The organism is Trinickia sp. NRRL B-1857 (assembly GCF_050470685.1).
Lineage (GTDB): Bacteria > Pseudomonadota > Gammaproteobacteria > Burkholderiales > Burkholderiaceae > Trinickia.
The window spans coordinates 3,785,146-3,800,138 of sequence record NZ_JBFLUK010000001.1; the positions used below are offsets into that span (position 1 = coordinate 3,785,146).

17 protein-coding genes, 1 tRNA gene and 1 pseudogene are annotated in these 14,993 nt (G+C 58.7%); 4 read left to right on the forward strand and 15 right to left on the reverse strand.

All coding sequences use genetic code 11. The features are described 5' to 3' along the window. Positions 1-38: 38 nt before the first annotated feature. From urtA to AB1286_RS16910, 4 genes are all read right to left on the reverse strand, one after another. Positions 39-1,337, reverse strand: coding sequence for an urea ABC transporter substrate-binding protein (urtA, locus tag AB1286_RS16895; protein ID WP_430364341.1), 1,299 nt, complete (start codon positions 1,335-1,337; stop codon positions 39-41). Between the two features lie 329 nt (positions 1,338-1,666). After that, positions 1,667-1,990 (reverse strand): rhodanese-like domain-containing protein, encoded by a 324-nt coding sequence (locus AB1286_RS16900; RefSeq protein WP_430364342.1) that lies wholly within the window; start codon positions 1,988-1,990, stop codon positions 1,667-1,669. Positions 1,991-2,066: 76 nt separating this feature from the next. Then, positions 2,067-2,720, reverse strand: coding sequence for a protein-L-isoaspartate O-methyltransferase family protein (locus AB1286_RS16905; RefSeq protein WP_430364343.1), 654 nt, complete (start codon positions 2,718-2,720; stop codon positions 2,067-2,069). A gap of 89 nt (positions 2,721-2,809) precedes the next feature. After that, on the reverse strand, positions 2,810-3,067 hold the full coding sequence (locus AB1286_RS16910) for a hypothetical protein (RefSeq protein ID WP_430364344.1): 258 nt from the start codon (positions 3,065-3,067) through the stop codon (positions 2,810-2,812). Positions 3,068-3,217: 150 nt separating this feature from the next. Here AB1286_RS16910 and AB1286_RS16915 point away from each other — a divergent pair, with 150 nt between their 5' ends. The 3 genes from AB1286_RS16915 to AB1286_RS16925 all read left to right on the forward strand — a co-directional run bounded on the left by AB1286_RS16915 (position 3,218) and on the right by AB1286_RS16925 (position 5,035). Further along, positions 3,218-3,529, forward strand: coding sequence for a YkgJ family cysteine cluster protein (locus AB1286_RS16915; RefSeq protein ID WP_430365102.1), 312 nt, complete (start codon positions 3,218-3,220; stop codon positions 3,527-3,529). Further along, complete coding sequence (locus tag AB1286_RS16920; protein WP_430364345.1) at positions 3,526-4,119, forward strand: DUF1439 domain-containing protein; 594 nt, start codon at positions 3,526-3,528, stop codon at positions 4,117-4,119. Before AB1286_RS16915 ends, AB1286_RS16920 begins: the two co-directional genes overlap by 4 nt. Before the next feature lie 79 nt (positions 4,120-4,198). Further along, the gene (locus AB1286_RS16925; RefSeq protein ID WP_430364346.1) at positions 4,199-5,035 is read left to right on the forward strand and encodes an undecaprenyl-diphosphate phosphatase; all 837 of its coding nucleotides are present in this window, start codon (positions 4,199-4,201) and stop codon (positions 5,033-5,035) included. Between the two features lie 43 nt (positions 5,036-5,078). On the opposite strand, the gene trmB is transcribed toward AB1286_RS16925, so the two are convergent. The 4 genes from trmB to AB1286_RS16945 all read right to left on the reverse strand — a co-directional run bounded on the left by trmB (position 5,079) and on the right by AB1286_RS16945 (position 8,030). Further along, complete coding sequence (gene trmB / locus AB1286_RS16930; RefSeq protein ID WP_430364347.1) at positions 5,079-5,810, reverse strand: tRNA (guanosine(46)-N7)-methyltransferase TrmB; 732 nt, start codon at positions 5,808-5,810, stop codon at positions 5,079-5,081. Positions 5,811-5,974: 164 nt separating this feature from the next. After that, positions 5,975-6,181, reverse strand: coding sequence for a hypothetical protein (locus AB1286_RS16935; RefSeq protein ID WP_430364348.1), 207 nt, complete (start codon positions 6,179-6,181; stop codon positions 5,975-5,977). A gap of 238 nt (positions 6,182-6,419) precedes the next feature. Next, entirely contained in the window at positions 6,420-6,854 is a 435-nt protein-coding gene (locus AB1286_RS16940; RefSeq protein ID WP_430364349.1) for a lysozyme inhibitor LprI family protein, read from the reverse strand. Positions 6,855-7,118: 264 nt separating this feature from the next. Continuing rightward, a complete protein-coding gene (locus tag AB1286_RS16945; protein ID WP_430364350.1) occupies positions 7,119-8,030 on the reverse strand; it encodes an AraC family transcriptional regulator in 912 nt (303 codons plus the stop codon). On the opposite strand from AB1286_RS16945, the gene AB1286_RS16950 reads away from it, so the two are divergent. Then, a complete protein-coding gene (locus tag AB1286_RS16950; protein WP_430364351.1) occupies positions 8,017-8,514 on the forward strand; it encodes a DinB family protein in 498 nt (165 codons plus the stop codon). The genes AB1286_RS16945 and AB1286_RS16950 overlap by 14 nt on opposite strands. 285 nt (positions 8,515-8,799) lie before the next feature. Here AB1286_RS16950 and AB1286_RS16955 read toward each other — a convergent pair. The 7 genes and pseudogenes from AB1286_RS16955 to AB1286_RS16985 all read right to left on the reverse strand — a co-directional run bounded on the left by AB1286_RS16955 (position 8,800) and on the right by AB1286_RS16985 (position 14,730). Beyond that, positions 8,800-8,874: transfer RNA gene (locus tag AB1286_RS16955), tRNA-Gly, on the reverse strand. A 304-nt stretch (positions 8,875-9,178) separates the two neighbouring features. Beyond that, on the reverse strand, positions 9,179-10,477 hold the full coding sequence (locus tag AB1286_RS16960) for a PD-(D/E)XK nuclease family protein (protein ID WP_430364352.1): 1,299 nt from the start codon (positions 10,475-10,477) through the stop codon (positions 9,179-9,181). Between the two features lie 242 nt (positions 10,478-10,719). Next, entirely contained in the window at positions 10,720-11,085 is a 366-nt protein-coding gene (locus AB1286_RS16965) for a DUF1493 family protein (RefSeq protein ID WP_430364353.1), read from the reverse strand. Continuing rightward, positions 11,085-11,231, reverse strand: a pseudogene (locus AB1286_RS16970) (STM2901 family protein); the annotation flags it as partial. The pseudogene AB1286_RS16970 and the gene AB1286_RS16965, both read right to left, overlap by 1 nt. A gap of 94 nt (positions 11,232-11,325) precedes the next feature. Then, complete coding sequence (locus tag AB1286_RS16975) at positions 11,326-12,135, reverse strand: alpha/beta fold hydrolase (protein ID WP_430365103.1); 810 nt, start codon at positions 12,133-12,135, stop codon at positions 11,326-11,328. Positions 12,136-12,384: 249 nt separating this feature from the next. Further along, entirely contained in the window at positions 12,385-13,287 is a 903-nt protein-coding gene (locus tag AB1286_RS16980; RefSeq protein ID WP_430364354.1) for a hypothetical protein, read from the reverse strand. A 366-nt stretch (positions 13,288-13,653) separates the two neighbouring features. Beyond that, a complete protein-coding gene (locus AB1286_RS16985; RefSeq protein ID WP_430364355.1) occupies positions 13,654-14,730 on the reverse strand; it encodes a hypothetical protein in 1,077 nt (358 codons plus the stop codon). Positions 14,731-14,993 lie beyond the last annotated feature (263 nt).

A 14,993-nucleotide genomic window follows, 5' to 3' on the forward strand; every position in this document is an offset into this window, starting at 1 on the left:
ACCGTGCCTCAAACGTGCATGGCTAAACGAGCCGTCGCTTAGGCGACGCGGCGCCTGCGCAAGAATTCGCCGATCGAGCTGACGACGTCGGGCTTGCCCGCGTTGCCCGCGATGAACGGGCTCCACGGTTGAGCGCGAATCGGCGCTTTGGTCTTCCAGACGATATTGAATTGCCCATCGGCGCGGATCTCGCCGATCATCACGGGCTTGTGCAGATGGTGATTGCCGTCCATCGTCAACGCGAATCCCGAAGGGGCTGCCATGCTTTGCCCGATCATCGCGGCGCGCACTTTATCGACGTCCGTGCTCTTGGCTTTCTCGACGGCTTGCTTCCACATATGGATGCCGACGAACGTGGCTTCCATCGGATCGTTCGTCACGCGTTTGGTGCCGCCGGGCAGGTTTTGCGATTTCACCCAGTCGGCCCATTGCGTCTTGAACTTCGAGTTGGCCGGGCCGCGCACGGACATGAAGTAGTTCCATGCGGCGAGGTGACCCACGAGCGGCTTCGTATCGATCCCGCGCAATTCTTCTTCGCCCACGGAGAACGCGACGACGGGCGTATCCGTCGCTTTGATGCCCTGATTGCCGAGCTCTTTATAGAAGGGGACGTTCGAGTCGCCGTTGATCGTCGAGACGACCGTGGTTTTGCCGCCTTGCGCGAATGCCTTGATGTTCGCGACGATCGTTTGATAGTCGCTGTGTCCGAAGGGCGTGTACACCTCTTGAATGTCGGCGTCCGCCACACCCTTCGAATGCAGGAAGGCGCGCAGGATCTTGTTGGTCGTGCGCGGATAGACGTAGTCGGTGCCGAGCAGGAAGAATCGCTTGGCGCCGCCGCCTTCGGCGCTCATCAGATATTCGACGGCCGGCAGCGCCTGCTGATTGGGCGCGGCTCCCGTATAAAAGACGTTGCGCGACATCTCTTCGCCTTCATATTGAACGGGGTAGTAGAGCAGGCCGTTCAATTCCTCGAATACGGGCAAGACCGATTTGCGCGAGACCGAGGTCCAGCACCCGAACACGCAGGCGACCTTTTCCTGGGTTAGCAGCTGCCGCGCTTTTTCGGCGAACAGCGGCCAATTCGATGCCGGGTCGACGACGACGGGCTCGATTTGCCGACCCATCACGCCGCCGTTCTTGTTGATGTCGGCGATCGTCATGAGCGCCGTATCTTTGAGCGAGGTTTCCGAGATCGCCATCGTGCCAGACAACGAGTGCAAGATGCCGACCTTGATGGGTCCCTTCGACGATTGCGCGCGAGCGATCGGGGCTTGCCCTGCGAGCGCAAGCGCGCCGGAGAGCGTACCGAGCTTCAACAAGCTGCGACGTTTCATGTGCTTCCCCTTGCCGGTGCTGAAATGACGTTTATTGGAGTAAGTCGCGCAGTGCGTGCATCGAGACGACTCGATAGTCGCGAGCGGACCGCCGAGCAACGCAAGGGGTATGCCAATTAAGGCCTGATAAGGGGGTGGCGGCACATCGAGGTGAATAGCGCGATGTGTCATTCCCGAGACCGGGGAAAGGCGGGATCAAGTTGGTGCGCGGCGCGCTGACTGCGAGCGTGACGCGCGATATTGGTGAACCGTCTTGGGGCGCGCGTTCGATGGGTCGAAAAAAAGCCGGCCTCGAATCGGGCCGGCTTTTTTGCGATCGATGGGACCGATCAATAAAGCGGCACTTTGGGATCGACCTGACGCGACCAAGCATCGATCCCGCCTTGCAGATTGAAGACGTTCTTAAAGCCGCGTCCTTCGAGGAACATGGCCACATTGGCGCTGCGCGCGCCGTGATGGCAGATGCAGACGATCTGCGCTTCGTCGTCGAGTTCTTCGCTGCGCGCCGGGATGTCGCGCATCGGAATATCCACGCAGCCGGCGATATGGGCAGTCGCGACTTCCCACGGTTCGCGCACGTCGAGCAGGACGGGCGCGGCGCGCGAGGTGTCGGCAAGCCATTCGGCGAGTGCGGGCGCGGTCAGGTTTTGCATGATGGCGATCGATCGGAGGAGCGGGGCGTTGGCGCGGTCGATGAGATCGAGGCCGCGCCGACGAGAACGAATGGACTTAGAACTTGAAGCGCGGCGCCTGAACGGCGTTCACGAGCGGCTCGATATACGTTTCGAAGATATCGGCCACGCGGAATTGCTTTTCGTCGACGCGCGTGATGATTTGCGCCTTCATGACGGGCGCCGTGCCGACGAATGCGGCGAGGCGGCCGCCGATCTTCAGTTGCTCGAGGATTTCTTGCGGCAGCACCGGCAGACCGCCCGAGACGCAGATGACGTCGTACGGTGCGCTTGCAGGCCAGCCGCGCGCGCCGTCGCCGGAAGCGACTTCCACGTTCGTCACGCCGTCTTCGGAGAGATTGCGCTTCGCGAGCTCAGCAAGTTCCGGTTTGATATCGACGGTCAGCACATGGCGGGCGCGGTGGGCGAGCAGCGCGGCCATATAGCCCGAGCCCGCTCCGATTTCGAGGACGGTTTCATGCTTCTTGACGGCCAGCTCTTGCAGCACGCGCGCTTCGACGCGGGGGAAGAGCATGTGCTCGCCGGCGGGCAGCGGCACTTCGAGATCGGCGAATGCGATTTCGCGGTAGGCGGCGGGGACGTAGTTTTCGCGCTTGACGACCGACAGCAGATTCAGCACGTCCTGGTCCAGCACGTCCCAGGGGCGAATTTGTTGTTCGATCATGTTGAAACGGGCTTGCTCGATGTTCATGGCGACTTGACGGACTTGGACGTAGCGGTTCGGTACGACGGAAAGAAACTTTCGGATTGTACCAAACCGGGTGCGGGCCGCCGCACTCCTTAGCGTTTGCTGCGTTTGATCTGCGCCTCGAACGCCGCGTCGAGCTTAGTGAGTTTGCGGGGTTTGGCCGGCGAAATGGCGTCGACGAAGGCAACGAATGCATCGAGCGGCAGCGGCTCGGAGAGCGGCAACTCGATGCCGCTTGCGCGATCCACCAGACGAAATAAACCGCCCGGCATGCCGATGGCGGCGTAGTGGGTATTGCCGGTGCGCTCCTTGAGCTTTTGCACCGCGAAAATGGCGCGCGTACCGCGCATGCTGCGATCCTCGTAAAATCTTGGGCGAAGCATCTACTTTACCAAGGTTGAGCGTCCTCGCGCCCGGCGCGTCGAACGTTCCCCCTTATTGCCGTTTTGATTCGAGCCATTGCATTGAACGCCCCCGGTTTCACCACTTGCTCGCCTAGCATGCCCGAGCACGCCTGCCGTCCCGGCTGCGGTGCGTGCTGCATCGCGCCCTCGATCACGAGCCCGATTCCCGGCATGCCGAACGGCAAGCCGGCCGGCGTGCCGTGCATACAACTCGATGAAGACGCGCGTTGCCGTATCTTCGGCCGTCCCGAGCGTCCGGCTTGCTGCTCGGGCTTGCAGCCGCAGCCGCAAATGTGCGGTACGACGCAGGCGCAGGCACTCGCATGGCTAACACAGCTCGAAGCGGACACATGCCCCGGCGGCGATCGCGGCGCCGAGGACACCGAAACACTAGGAGGTTTTGCATGACGTATGCCGTTGCGTCCCGCCGGCGTGGATTGTTGGGTTTGGCTTGCGCGGCGTTCGCCTGCGCGAGCATCGGCTTGTCGCTCTCGGCCTGCGCGAGTTCGACGTTTCCTTTCATCCCCGATCACTACACGTTTTCCCGTGACCAGGTGCAAGCCGCGGTCGCGCGCAAATTCCCCTATCGGCATACCGTATCGCAGCTGTTCGACGTCTCGTTGACGAACCCGGTCGTCGGCTTCGAGCCCGGTTCCAACCGAGTCACGGTCCATGTGGACGCACACGTGCAGAGCCCCTTTTTGCAGCAGAGCGTCGATGGCGGCTTTCTGCTGACGAGTGAGCTCCAGTACGACGAGCCGAGCCACGCGGTGGTGCTGCGCTCGCCGAGCGTCGAGCGGGTCGACCTCGAGGGCCAGGCCCGGGCCTACCAGCAGCAAATCGAGGCGGCCGGCGCGCTGGCGGCTGCGCAATGGCTCGACGGGTACCCGATCTATACGTTCAAGCCCGAGCAACTCCAATTCGCCGGCGTGAACTTCGAACCCGGTACAATTACGATCCTTACAAACGGCATACGCGTTCAGATCGTCGAAAAATGACGAAGGCGCGGCCGCGAGGGGCCGCGAGCACGATCGCCCGGTCCGCTTGCACTGCCACTGTTCGAGAGCGAGGGCATCGATGGATTGGGTTTTGATCGGCAAGGCGTTGATTCTCGGCGTCGTCGAAGGACTGACCGAATTTCTTCCCGTCTCGAGTACGGGACATCTGATCGTCGTCGGTAGCCTGCTCAATTTCGGCGTCGACGGCGCGAAGACATTCCACGTCGTCATTCAATTCGGCGCCATTCTGGCCGTGTGCTGGGAGTACCGGCGGCGCATCGGCCGCGTGGCGTCCGGCGTATGGGGCGACACCACGCAGCGCCGGTTCGCGCTCAATGTCGTCATCGCCACCATCCCGGCTGTCTTGCTGGGTTTATCGTTCGAAGCCGTGATCAAGGATGCGCTTTTCGCGCCGGTGCCGGTTGCGCTCGCGCTCGTCGCGGGCGGGATCGTCATCTTGTGGGCGCAAGCGCGCGAACGGCGGCGTGGCGGTGCGTCGGGGCGGATTCGTACGATCGACGAATTGCGTCCGCTCGATGCATTCAAAGTGGGGTGTGCGCAATGCTGCGCGCTGATTCCGGGCGTATCGCGCTCGGGCTCCACGATCATCGGGGCGATGCTGCTCGGCGTCGAGCGGCGCGTCGCCACCGAATTTTCGTTTTTTCTGGCGATTCCCGTGATCGGCGGCGCGACCCTTTATGAACTGATCAAACACCGCGGCACGGCATTCGTCGATATCGCCGATATTTTGACGGTCGGGACGGCCGCCGCTTTCGTGAGTGCCTTCGTCTGCGTGCGATGGCTGCTGCGCTATCTCGCCACGCACGATTTCACGGCATTCGCCTGGTATCGCATCGCGTTCGGGATGATCGTGCTCGTCATCGGCTATGGCGATGCGCTGAACTGGGGCGCGTAGCGCTTTTGCACCCCGGCCGCGCAGGCGAGCGTGAAGCGCCGGGTCAGCGGCGTTTGAAGACGAGGTCCCAGACGCCGTGGCCGAGCCGCAAGCCGCGCCGCTCGAACTTCGTGACGGGACGGTACTCGGGCCGCGGCGCGTAGTCTTGCGCGGTGTTTTCGAGCGACGGCTCCGCGCCGAGGACCTCAAGCATTTGTTCGGCGTAGTTTTGCCAATCGGTGGCGCAGTGCAGGTAAGCGCCCGGCTTCAGGCGCGACGCCAACAGCGCGACGAACCGAGGTTGAATCAGCCGGCGTTTGTGATGGCGCGCTTTATGCCACGGATCGGGGAAAAAGATGTGCACGCCGTCGAGCGTGCCGGGCTCGATCATGTGCTCGATCACCTCGACCGCGTCGTGCTGAACGATTCGGATATTCGTCAGTTCTTCTTCGCCGATCAGCTTCAAGAGCGCACCGACACCGGGCTCGTGCACTTCGACTCCGATGAAATCGTCACCGGGCCGGGCGGCGGCGATCTCGGCCGTCGTGGCGCCCATGCCGAAGCCGATTTCGAGCACGCGCGGCGCTTGCCGCCCGAACACGGCTTCCCAATTTGCGGGGGCGGGCGAGTACGGGACGACGAAACGCGGCCCCAGTTCGTCGAGTGCGCGGCGTTGCCCTGTCGATACGCGGCCGGCGCGTGTGACGAAGCTGCGAATGCGGCGCGGAAACGAGGGGGCGTCGGCGTCGCCGGGGGCATCGGGCGGCAAGCCCGTATCGTTCGGATCGTGAATCATCGTTGTCAACAGTCTGAGGCGGGCGAATGAAAAAGCCGCCAACGTGGGCGGCTTGCGTCTCGGACGCGCACCGGCGTGGGGCCGGCTTTCAATTGGTGGGCGAGATTGTAGACGAGAGCGCGGCGTGCGCGAAATCTTGCTGTCGTGCCTGTATGTCCCACGCCTCAGTCGGAGACGACGACATCGATCCGGTTCGGAAATTCGAGCCTGAACTCGCGCGTGCGTCCGATCCGAACATCCAGCAGCAGCCGCTCCACCTGCTGGATCATTTGTTGGTTGCGCTCGGCCTCATGAGGCGGCTTGTCATGCATGTCCGCGACGAGCGCTTGACGCGTATCGACGAGCAGCCCGACTGCGCTGGTGCGTGACATAAAATACCGTTCCATCTTTATCGTGGCGCAAAAGTGGGCAGGTGGCCGAACCGACCGCGGTTAGCCGAGCTTGATATCGACAGCAATGGGCGCCGGAAATTCCGCGACGGTCACAACAGTTTGCTCGAATCTCAGGGCGACGCGGAACTTGACTTGCGGAGGCACATCGTCGCGGCTCTCCCCCACGGAAATATCGTGGGGGGCGGCCCGCGATATTTCAAGGGTGAACGCGCCAGCCTTACGGGCAGCTATCGGAGGAGAGGGACTGCATCATTTGCTTCGTGCGATCGGTAGTGCACATCGCCAGTGCGGCCGATTGCATAGACCCGTCGGTCCATTGTCGCTGGGCCGATTGCCGGCACGTTTCGTCGCGCCGCCGTTGCCAAGCCGCAACCTTTTGCGCGAGCACGGCGCCGCATTTGGGCGAGGCAGCCCGCTTTTCGTCGATGAGCCGGGCCAACGTGCGTTCGGCGGCGAGTTCATCGCGCCAGGCACAGAGCTTCATACTGTTTCGGTTCGCGTCGCAGTTGGCGAGTAGCGCCGTGACTTGCGGGGCGCTTACGCCGCTGCGTTTGGCTAGCTCGTCGGTAAGCGTTTGCGCCGACGCGGCGGTGGCGACCGATAAGAAGCCCAGCAGTAGTAGGGTACGTTTCGCTGATCTTTCCGCCGACATGGCAGGCTCACGTCATCAGAGGCAACTTGCCGACTCCGAATGAGGCGCTTGCGGGACGTGCTGCCGGAAGGGGGCGGGATCGCCACCCGATCGCGATTGATTCGAGCCCCGGGAAGGGGGACGCTGAGGGCGTGCAGCGGATTGTCCAGAACAAGCCGGAGTGCAGTATAGCAACTCTGGCGGGGGCGGCTGATCGCGTGGAGAGGGCGGCCTCATTGCGGTGAGCGCAGGGCTTCGTATCGCCATCGACGATTCAAATGAGCCTTACGCCCTGTAGTGTTGCGGGGCTACGCCGACGACGCGCTTGAACATGGTGGAGAATGCGGTCGGGCTGCTATAGCCCAGGTCATAGGCCACGCGTGTGATCGAATCGCCTTGCGCGAACCGGGCGATCGCGCTTAGCAGGCACGCTTGTTCTCGCCACGCGACGAAGCTAACCCCCAACTGTTCGCGGAACATTCGAGTGAAGCTGCGGCGGCTGAGCCCTAAGCGGCGCGCCGCGTCATCGAGCCCGAGCGAGACGGTCGGAGCGGCAAGCAACGCTCGGCAGAACGCCGCTAGTCGAGGATCGTTGGGTAAAGGTGCGTTGAGCGGCAACGGCTGCATAGCGGCAATCTCGTCTATGAGCAGCGCCATTATTCGTCCTGCACGTGTCGAGGATTCGTATAACGCCGATTGCTGCACGGCCTCGGAGATGAGATTTCTGAGCAAGGCGGACGTGCTCACGACGCAGCTCTGACGCGGTAACGTCCTTGCCTGCTTTGCGGCGACGTGGACAAAGGCATTGAGCATTCGCACTTGGCCGCTCATCTGCATTTGATGCGGAACGTGGGCGGGGAGCCAGACCGCACATTGCGGCGGTACCACCCAGTTGCCCGCCTGTGTTGCGACCGTCATCACGCCTTCGGCTGCATAGGCGAACTGGCCGCGCGCGTGTGTATGGTCGGGGTGCACGAAACCCGAAGGGTAGTGACGTTCTACTGCTATGACGTCCCTGGGGACTTCTTCATAGCTCATCGGTATGGGAATTGGCATGGCCCGAACTATTGTCAGATTGACCTGATCACGAGAGCGGAACAACGCGCGGAAATCTACCATGCCGTTGATGGGCAATTGCTTTTTCCGCACCTTTTTGCGGGGCACTTTTATTCGGGAGACGTCGATGGCGCTGCGCAACGAGAAAATGTTGGCTCGATACGTTTTATGGGCGAATGAAGTGACTTATGCCGTGGTGGCTGATCTGCCCGAGGCGACGATGTCGGCGCCGCAGGACACCATGTTCGGCAGCATCTTGGGCACGTTGGGGCATAACTATGCTGTCGGTGCGATTTTTCAAGCGCACTTGGAGCGACGCGCGCATGGATTCACTGTCCGCCGAATGCCCGATACGACGACCTTCGACGAGTTGCGGGCGATGCAACGCGATCTCGATGCCTGGTACGTGGGATGGATCGATCGGATGACAGAGTGCGAACTCGATCAGTCGATCGACTTTCAGTTCGTGGATGGCGGAAAGGGTGTGATGACCCGGGGTGAAATGTTTTTCCACGTCGTCAATCACTATACGTTTCATCGCGGATTCATAGTCGATACGCTTCGTCGGATATCGGCGCCTGTGCCCGTGACGGATCTCACGGTTTATCTCCGTGACGGTGTTTGAAGATTGGCGGTGCGAGAGGAGCAGGGCGGCTCGCGGGTACCTCTGCTGGAATTGCCGAGTTCGAGGAGTTGGGATGGCCCGTACGCCTGCTTTGACGCACCCATTGCCGTGCGCGAAATACGATCGGTCGGCTGGCTCAACCCGATGACGCGCATCAAGCCTTAGTCCGTTGGTTGTCTAACACGGGGAAATCGTCCATTGGACCGGAAGGTACGTCCGGCCGTGACGGCAAAGCAGGGGGAGGGCAATGCGACAGAGCCTTATGGGACCAGGCTCGCGAATGTTTGGAGCGGGCGATGGGAATCGAACCCACGTCTCTAGCTTGGGAAGCTAGGGTAATGGCCATTATACGACGCCCGCAGAGACAGCGATTGTACTGGGTTTTTGCTGGTTTGGGGAGCGGCGTCGTTTTGGGCTGCTGGCATCGAAACTGGCATGGGTCTGTCGTGGAGAGGTGGCATCGCCACGAGAGCCCGAGATCGGCCAGGAAGCGTCATACGGCGCACTCGGATATCGGACGCTTGTGCGACTGCTTTTGAGAACCGACCGTTCGCATTCGACTGCCGGTGATACGCGCAACTCCGCAGAGAGATGCCTTAGCCAAGCGCTTTTAACTAATTCTGCGTCCGGTCAACCTTGTGGGCAACCGGACACCGAACTTGCTTCAGAGTGGGTCGTCAACCACGGGCCCAAGCGCGCTTCTTAGACGCGCATAAACTGCCTGAGCCTTGATCGGCAACCCGGACTCACTCAGGTTGGCTACTTTGCCAAGCATTCTGAACGAGGCTGATCTTCGCCCCTTCTTGAGTTCGGGGAATTCCTCCTCAAGCGCGGCCTGGACCTTTGCCCTGTAACCATCTTCGAGGTTGAGCGGTCGATACTGAATGCCTACCGCATAATTGTCTGGCCCGTGAACAGATTCACGCATTTCCCACGCGACAACGCAGACGGGCCATGACGTAGCATCCGCACCGATAAGTGGGTTCCACGCCTCGTCGAACAACCAAAAAATCCTCTTCCCGTAGTCTGTTAGAAGCTTGCGACTTGGAAGATTGGCTTTGATGCGCCTTTCGATAAACGAAAGCTTTGCCTTTGAGCCAAGACGCTCAATCAATTCCGGATAGTGATGGGCGAAAATCCACTTTTCACCCAGGTCGCCGTCCAACGTCGCCGGGGTGAGCGCACTGACGTCGAGAGTTAATGCTTTCTCGAGATCTTCAATGACCGTCCTATGTTCCATCGCAACGTCTGCGAGAACATCGTCGAGTTCCTTCTGCTCCGGCGGAACGTAGTCAGTTTGCTTCTGGCAGTAGGCAATCACGAGCGCAGCAGATTGATTTCCTCGCTTGATCTGAAGCTCCGCGCGATCAGCGCCAGCCTCAAGCCATTGGTAATCGAGAAATGCCCACCGGTTACGCGGTGCGGATCGATTATCGTCCTCGTCCCGAGCTCCGCCGTAATTCCGATCCAGGACAATATGCGCTGTCTTGTAACCTTTGAATGCGGGCCGGGCGCGTAGTACTGCCACCTCGTTGTAGTAGGTCTCAAGCTGCTCCGCTCCGAGCCGGGCACCGTGCTTGTTCTCAACCACAACGAGGAGTTGATTCACAGGGTCGATCATCAGCAGGTCCAACCGCGCCTTGCTCGGGAGCACATACTCGCGAATCGCGATCATCGAGTGGAAGCCGGTTCGGGCAATCCTGCCCGGCGTCCAGACAGCAAAGAATTCTTTGTTGCATAGAACGTTTTCGTACGAATTCCCGTAAGCAGCGGTCAGGAAATCTTTCAAAATTCCGTCACCCTGACCGTGTCCTTCTCGAGGATCAAACAACCATTTCAGTATTTCAGAATGTTGGTTTTCGTTTGGTTCGATGATGTTGAAAATATCGTTCGACCGCTTTAATCCCTCCATGGCCTTCCGCAGCCTGGGATCTGCTACAAACTCGTGAAATGCGTCGTCCATCAGAATTCCCCGTCGATCATTGGTCTTTTTGCAACTCAACTATTGTATCCGTCTGAGCTACGGAATCATTGTGCGCTGTTGGACGCAGCCACCCGACTTGCGTAGCGCGAGCGGCCGTAGTGGGGTCGAAAACCGTCCTGCTGGAGGAGGTCATGGGCGATGCTTCCTGCCGCTGATGCAAGCTTTCCGTTAGCTAAGATTTCGGCCATCGAAGCCGCGTAATAAGCGTGGCCGATATCCAACTAGCTTCGCCCGTCCGACGGTTGCCGCGATAGCGCTTGTGAATCCCACCCGCCATCAATCAGTGCCCTGTGAAGCATGCCGACCGTGAGCGTTTCGTGCTTGAACGAGTGCGGCTTTCTCAGTAATTTCATCATCAAGTGATACAGAATCCCTTCGCCTTCCATTAGGAAGTAGCGATGAAAATCGTAGTCACCCCTGTCGACGCTGAATACCTCGAAGAAGTGCTGCATGAATTCATCGGCGTCATCGCCTTGCTGGCCGAGATCGTCATCGATTGCGGATTCGGGCGTTATGGACCTCTTCGGTGACACGCACGCTTCCTTTCGGACAAACGACTCAAGGTTTTCCCAGGTATGGTTTCCCATTAAAACACCCTATCCTCAGGCGAGACAATGCCGTTGTATCGAATGACCGTGTGATACCCGATCTGAGCAACGTCGTTTGCCAGCAGAACCCAACCGACGCCTGGCAGCGTTCGACCGACGAACGTGCTGAGCCTATGAGTCAAAAGAATGTCGAGCGCAACGGCCTATGCCAACAAATGCCAGTGCAAAGCATCGGCGTCGTTGTGCCAAGGCGGTCAGGTTCGTTCCGTTCGGAATTAGTTAAATGGCGGGGTCGTCGGTTTGTACATGATGATTCTTTACCGCCTTCGCGATTCTCTCCAGGAGAATCTCAGCGTATCGCTCGGGTTGTTCGACATCAGGGAAGTGCCCGCAATCCTGAAATTGCACAACCTCAGCATGAGGTACGCTTTTGCAAAGGGAGTTTGGATCGGTCGGCTTATGAGAGCGATCCTTGGTGCCCCAAATCACGGTAATAGGTGTCGTTACATTCGATAGTGACTCTTCGTGTTCTCGACATAACCCTTGAACAACGCCTGCTAAACAAAAGCAGGCTCCGTTGTTCAGAGCATTCAATGCCTTATCTTGGAAAGGCTGGGCCCGTGTGGCCTTTGGAAGCGCGACGTTGTACCACTTATTCGCGGCTTTTTTCTGAAATAACCAGCCGACGATTTGCCCGACCACGGGAGTCTTGAGCGGCCACGGTATGATCCGATCCACCCACCTGTGCATGGCAGTGAGCGATGGCGTCTGTGATAGAACGAGATGCAAGATTCGATCCGGCGCTATTTGTGCGGCACGTAAGGCATAGAATCCATTCGCGCAGCTGAACGCTAGTGTGGTTGATTTGATGTTGAGCCCATCAAGAACACCCAAAACAGCGGCAGCGCCTTGATTCAGCGAGTGTTCATAACTGGGGCTTGGCAAGGAATGGCCGAAACCCGGCATATCGAAACATACTACGCGCAAGTGCGGCGTAAGCAGCTCTATTAGTCGATCGTAATGTTCTATGACATTAGGGCCGTCGGGAACCAAGACTACACAGGGCTTATCGGATGCGGAGTCATACACGCGTACCGAGCCAACCGGTGTCTCAATGATTCGCGTTGGGAAGGTGGTTGAAGCGCCTCTTCGTCTTTTCGATGAATGCTTTGCTAGCACGCTATCAATATACGGACTTAACATTATTTTTCTCAGTTAAATTTGTCAATGAATCGATAGCAAATAGTTGAATGCCAAAGTGCTTTCAATCCTTCGCCCCGAGCCGACCACCCGCACAGTGGTCAACACAGGGCTAAGCGGTTGACCGCAACGCAGCCTTTATTGCGTTTGTCGATCGACCGGGCCGTTCTCGAATGTGTACTGATTTGACGACGGAAATACAAAGACACTATAGGAAGCTAGCGGATCTGCCAAGACGCCCATATTTTTCCCGCTAACGCGAAGCGATAACCGACCTGACTGATCTACTTCAATATCGCCGGGCAGGCCAAGGCCTAGAACGGGAGATTTCACCCACGCAATCTTTCTTTTTGGAGGTGTACCGCCCTTCAGATCCCGCTCCAATTCGGAACGAATTTCAGAATAACCAATTCTGACCGAGGCTCGATACTGCTCGAGTTTCTCAGCTGACATCGGACCCTTTAGTGCGTCAAGCGGGAGAGTGTCGCTCAGAACATAACTGTAGATCCCAACCCATGGCTTCGAATGCTCATCCGACAAAGACCGGCTTGATTCAACACGAGCCGATACCATAGTGTTGATCCCAGACTCCTCATCCGCCACATAGAGCAAGATAAACGGTTTAACCGTTACCGTATCGCTTACGGATGCGCCGTCAGGCGTCGGCTTGGCCATCGCCCACGCCATGCGGGCCTCCGTCAGCGCATCGACCGTGTACAGGCTGGAATCCGTTCCTGATTTTCCCATTGAATCGGTAATGCGATCGATATTGACTGAGTTTGCCAAAACGCCGATCGGACCCAATAGCAATCCAACAGCCAAACTACCTCCACTGGTCTGTCGGAAAAACATTGATCGGCCAGGAATTTCATACGTTCGTGGTGCGACTTCTGCTTTTGAGGGGCGATTCGCGCTTAGTTCGATGGTTGAACCCGTCAATTGTGCTGGAAATTGTGCGGGTTTGACGGCTTGTAGATTTCCGCAGGCGGCGACGATGCACGATCCGATGATCGCCCCAATAGATTTAAGTATCTTTTTCATCTTATATGGAATGGTAATTTTTTGTATTGCCGCCGGGTGTTAGGCCGAGTTGTGTTCGACCGTCGATTCAGGCGTTATGGCCTTCTTCGGTGATACACATTCTTCCTTTCCGACGAGCGACTCGAGGCTTTCCGCGGGTCAGCGAACGAAATTTCGCTTATTCGCAGGCGGGATCGTATCAAAAAGCTTGGGGCGGTGGTTAATGCGCGTGCTTGTGGCGGCCTACGCCAAGGCCGCCGCTGCGGCACGGGAGCGCCGGCTGGCTTATCGGTACCGACTCGACGGTACAATCGGCAGCCGCGACGATTCAAGATACCTTTAAAACCGGGCCACTCGTGATGACGCCGTACCTGCTGGTTTTCCTGTTTAAGACTCGTCCGGCGTCTTGACCAGGTCGCGAAACATCTGGACTTTGGCGGGGTTGCTTGTTGCCAGGCGGTAGCGGTGGTAATCGTGGGAGGCGATGGTCGGAATGAAGACATGTCCATCCGATTTATTCTGGTAGACCATGTCGCGTCTTTCTGCGTAACTTGTCGTTTCCGAGAGCTGTGCGTCATAGCGCTTGCAGATGCCGTAGACATTTTCGAGCAGAGCGTCTCCCACTCGGGGTCTGTCTTGCGCTGCGAGATACGCGTCCACCTCCGCGCCTTTTTCCGGTCCGGCGGCTATCTTTGCCATCTCTTGGAGGGAGAATCCATTGATGGAACTCGATCCCGCGACCGTCTGCATTTTCACCGTATAAGGTTGATTTTTATACTGCGTGTTCGACCACGTCTTGACGATGGGAACGGCCTCCCAGCTATCACCCACGAGAACATCCGGTGCCTGCCTTGCATCCCGCAGGTCGCCCCACAATACGAAACCATGAGGGTTGCCGTTTAGCGCAAATGAGACGGGACGCAGGTCGCGCGTGCGGGAACTCATCCCCGCCGCGCGATCGCGCATCGAGGCTGTCAATTCCCGGCTTTCTTCCGCAACGACGGCTCTGAACAACGCATGGTTGGTGTCGGTGCAGACACCGGCCCCCGAACTCACGGTGTCGCGAACGGCCTGCATGGAATACTGTGGGGCCGGTGGGAAGGAGCTCCTGCGCATTTCATAACGTACAAAGGATTCTCCGCCTGACGCGACAATGCCGAATACATTGTTGGGTCTGTGCTCTACGAGTTTCGATACCCGCTGTTGAATCGGCTGTAGTTGCTGGATCTTCTTATAAGCCTCGTCGCTGATCCTCGTGCTGGGAGGGCTAGCCGGCGCTACCGTGCGGACCATGGCCTGTAGCGCACCGAGCGGGCCGGACGCTTGAGGTTTACCGTTTAGGGCCTCCCGCACCGGACGTTGAGCCACTGATGTGCTTTGCAGCTTCTCTCCGTCGGGGGCAACAGAGGTGTCCCAGTCGACGGTCTGGCTGTGTGGCAAGGCGAGAATGGATTCCGGCGGCATCGTCTGCCCCAATTCGACTTATGAGATTCAGGCAGACTAATGTCGGAACGACATTCGGTGCGACGCTTCCCGAAAGAATGTTTCAACATCCGAACATGCCGCGCTAGTGTCCGCGGACATCGCGTTGCCACGTCATGTCGGCCGACCGCTCAACGGGCATCGCAATCAGTACGATTGGGCGACGCCAGGATGGGACAGTAGCCACAGCACATCACTTGATCCGCTGCCTCGTACTGAGATATGGCAGCATACATGTCATATCT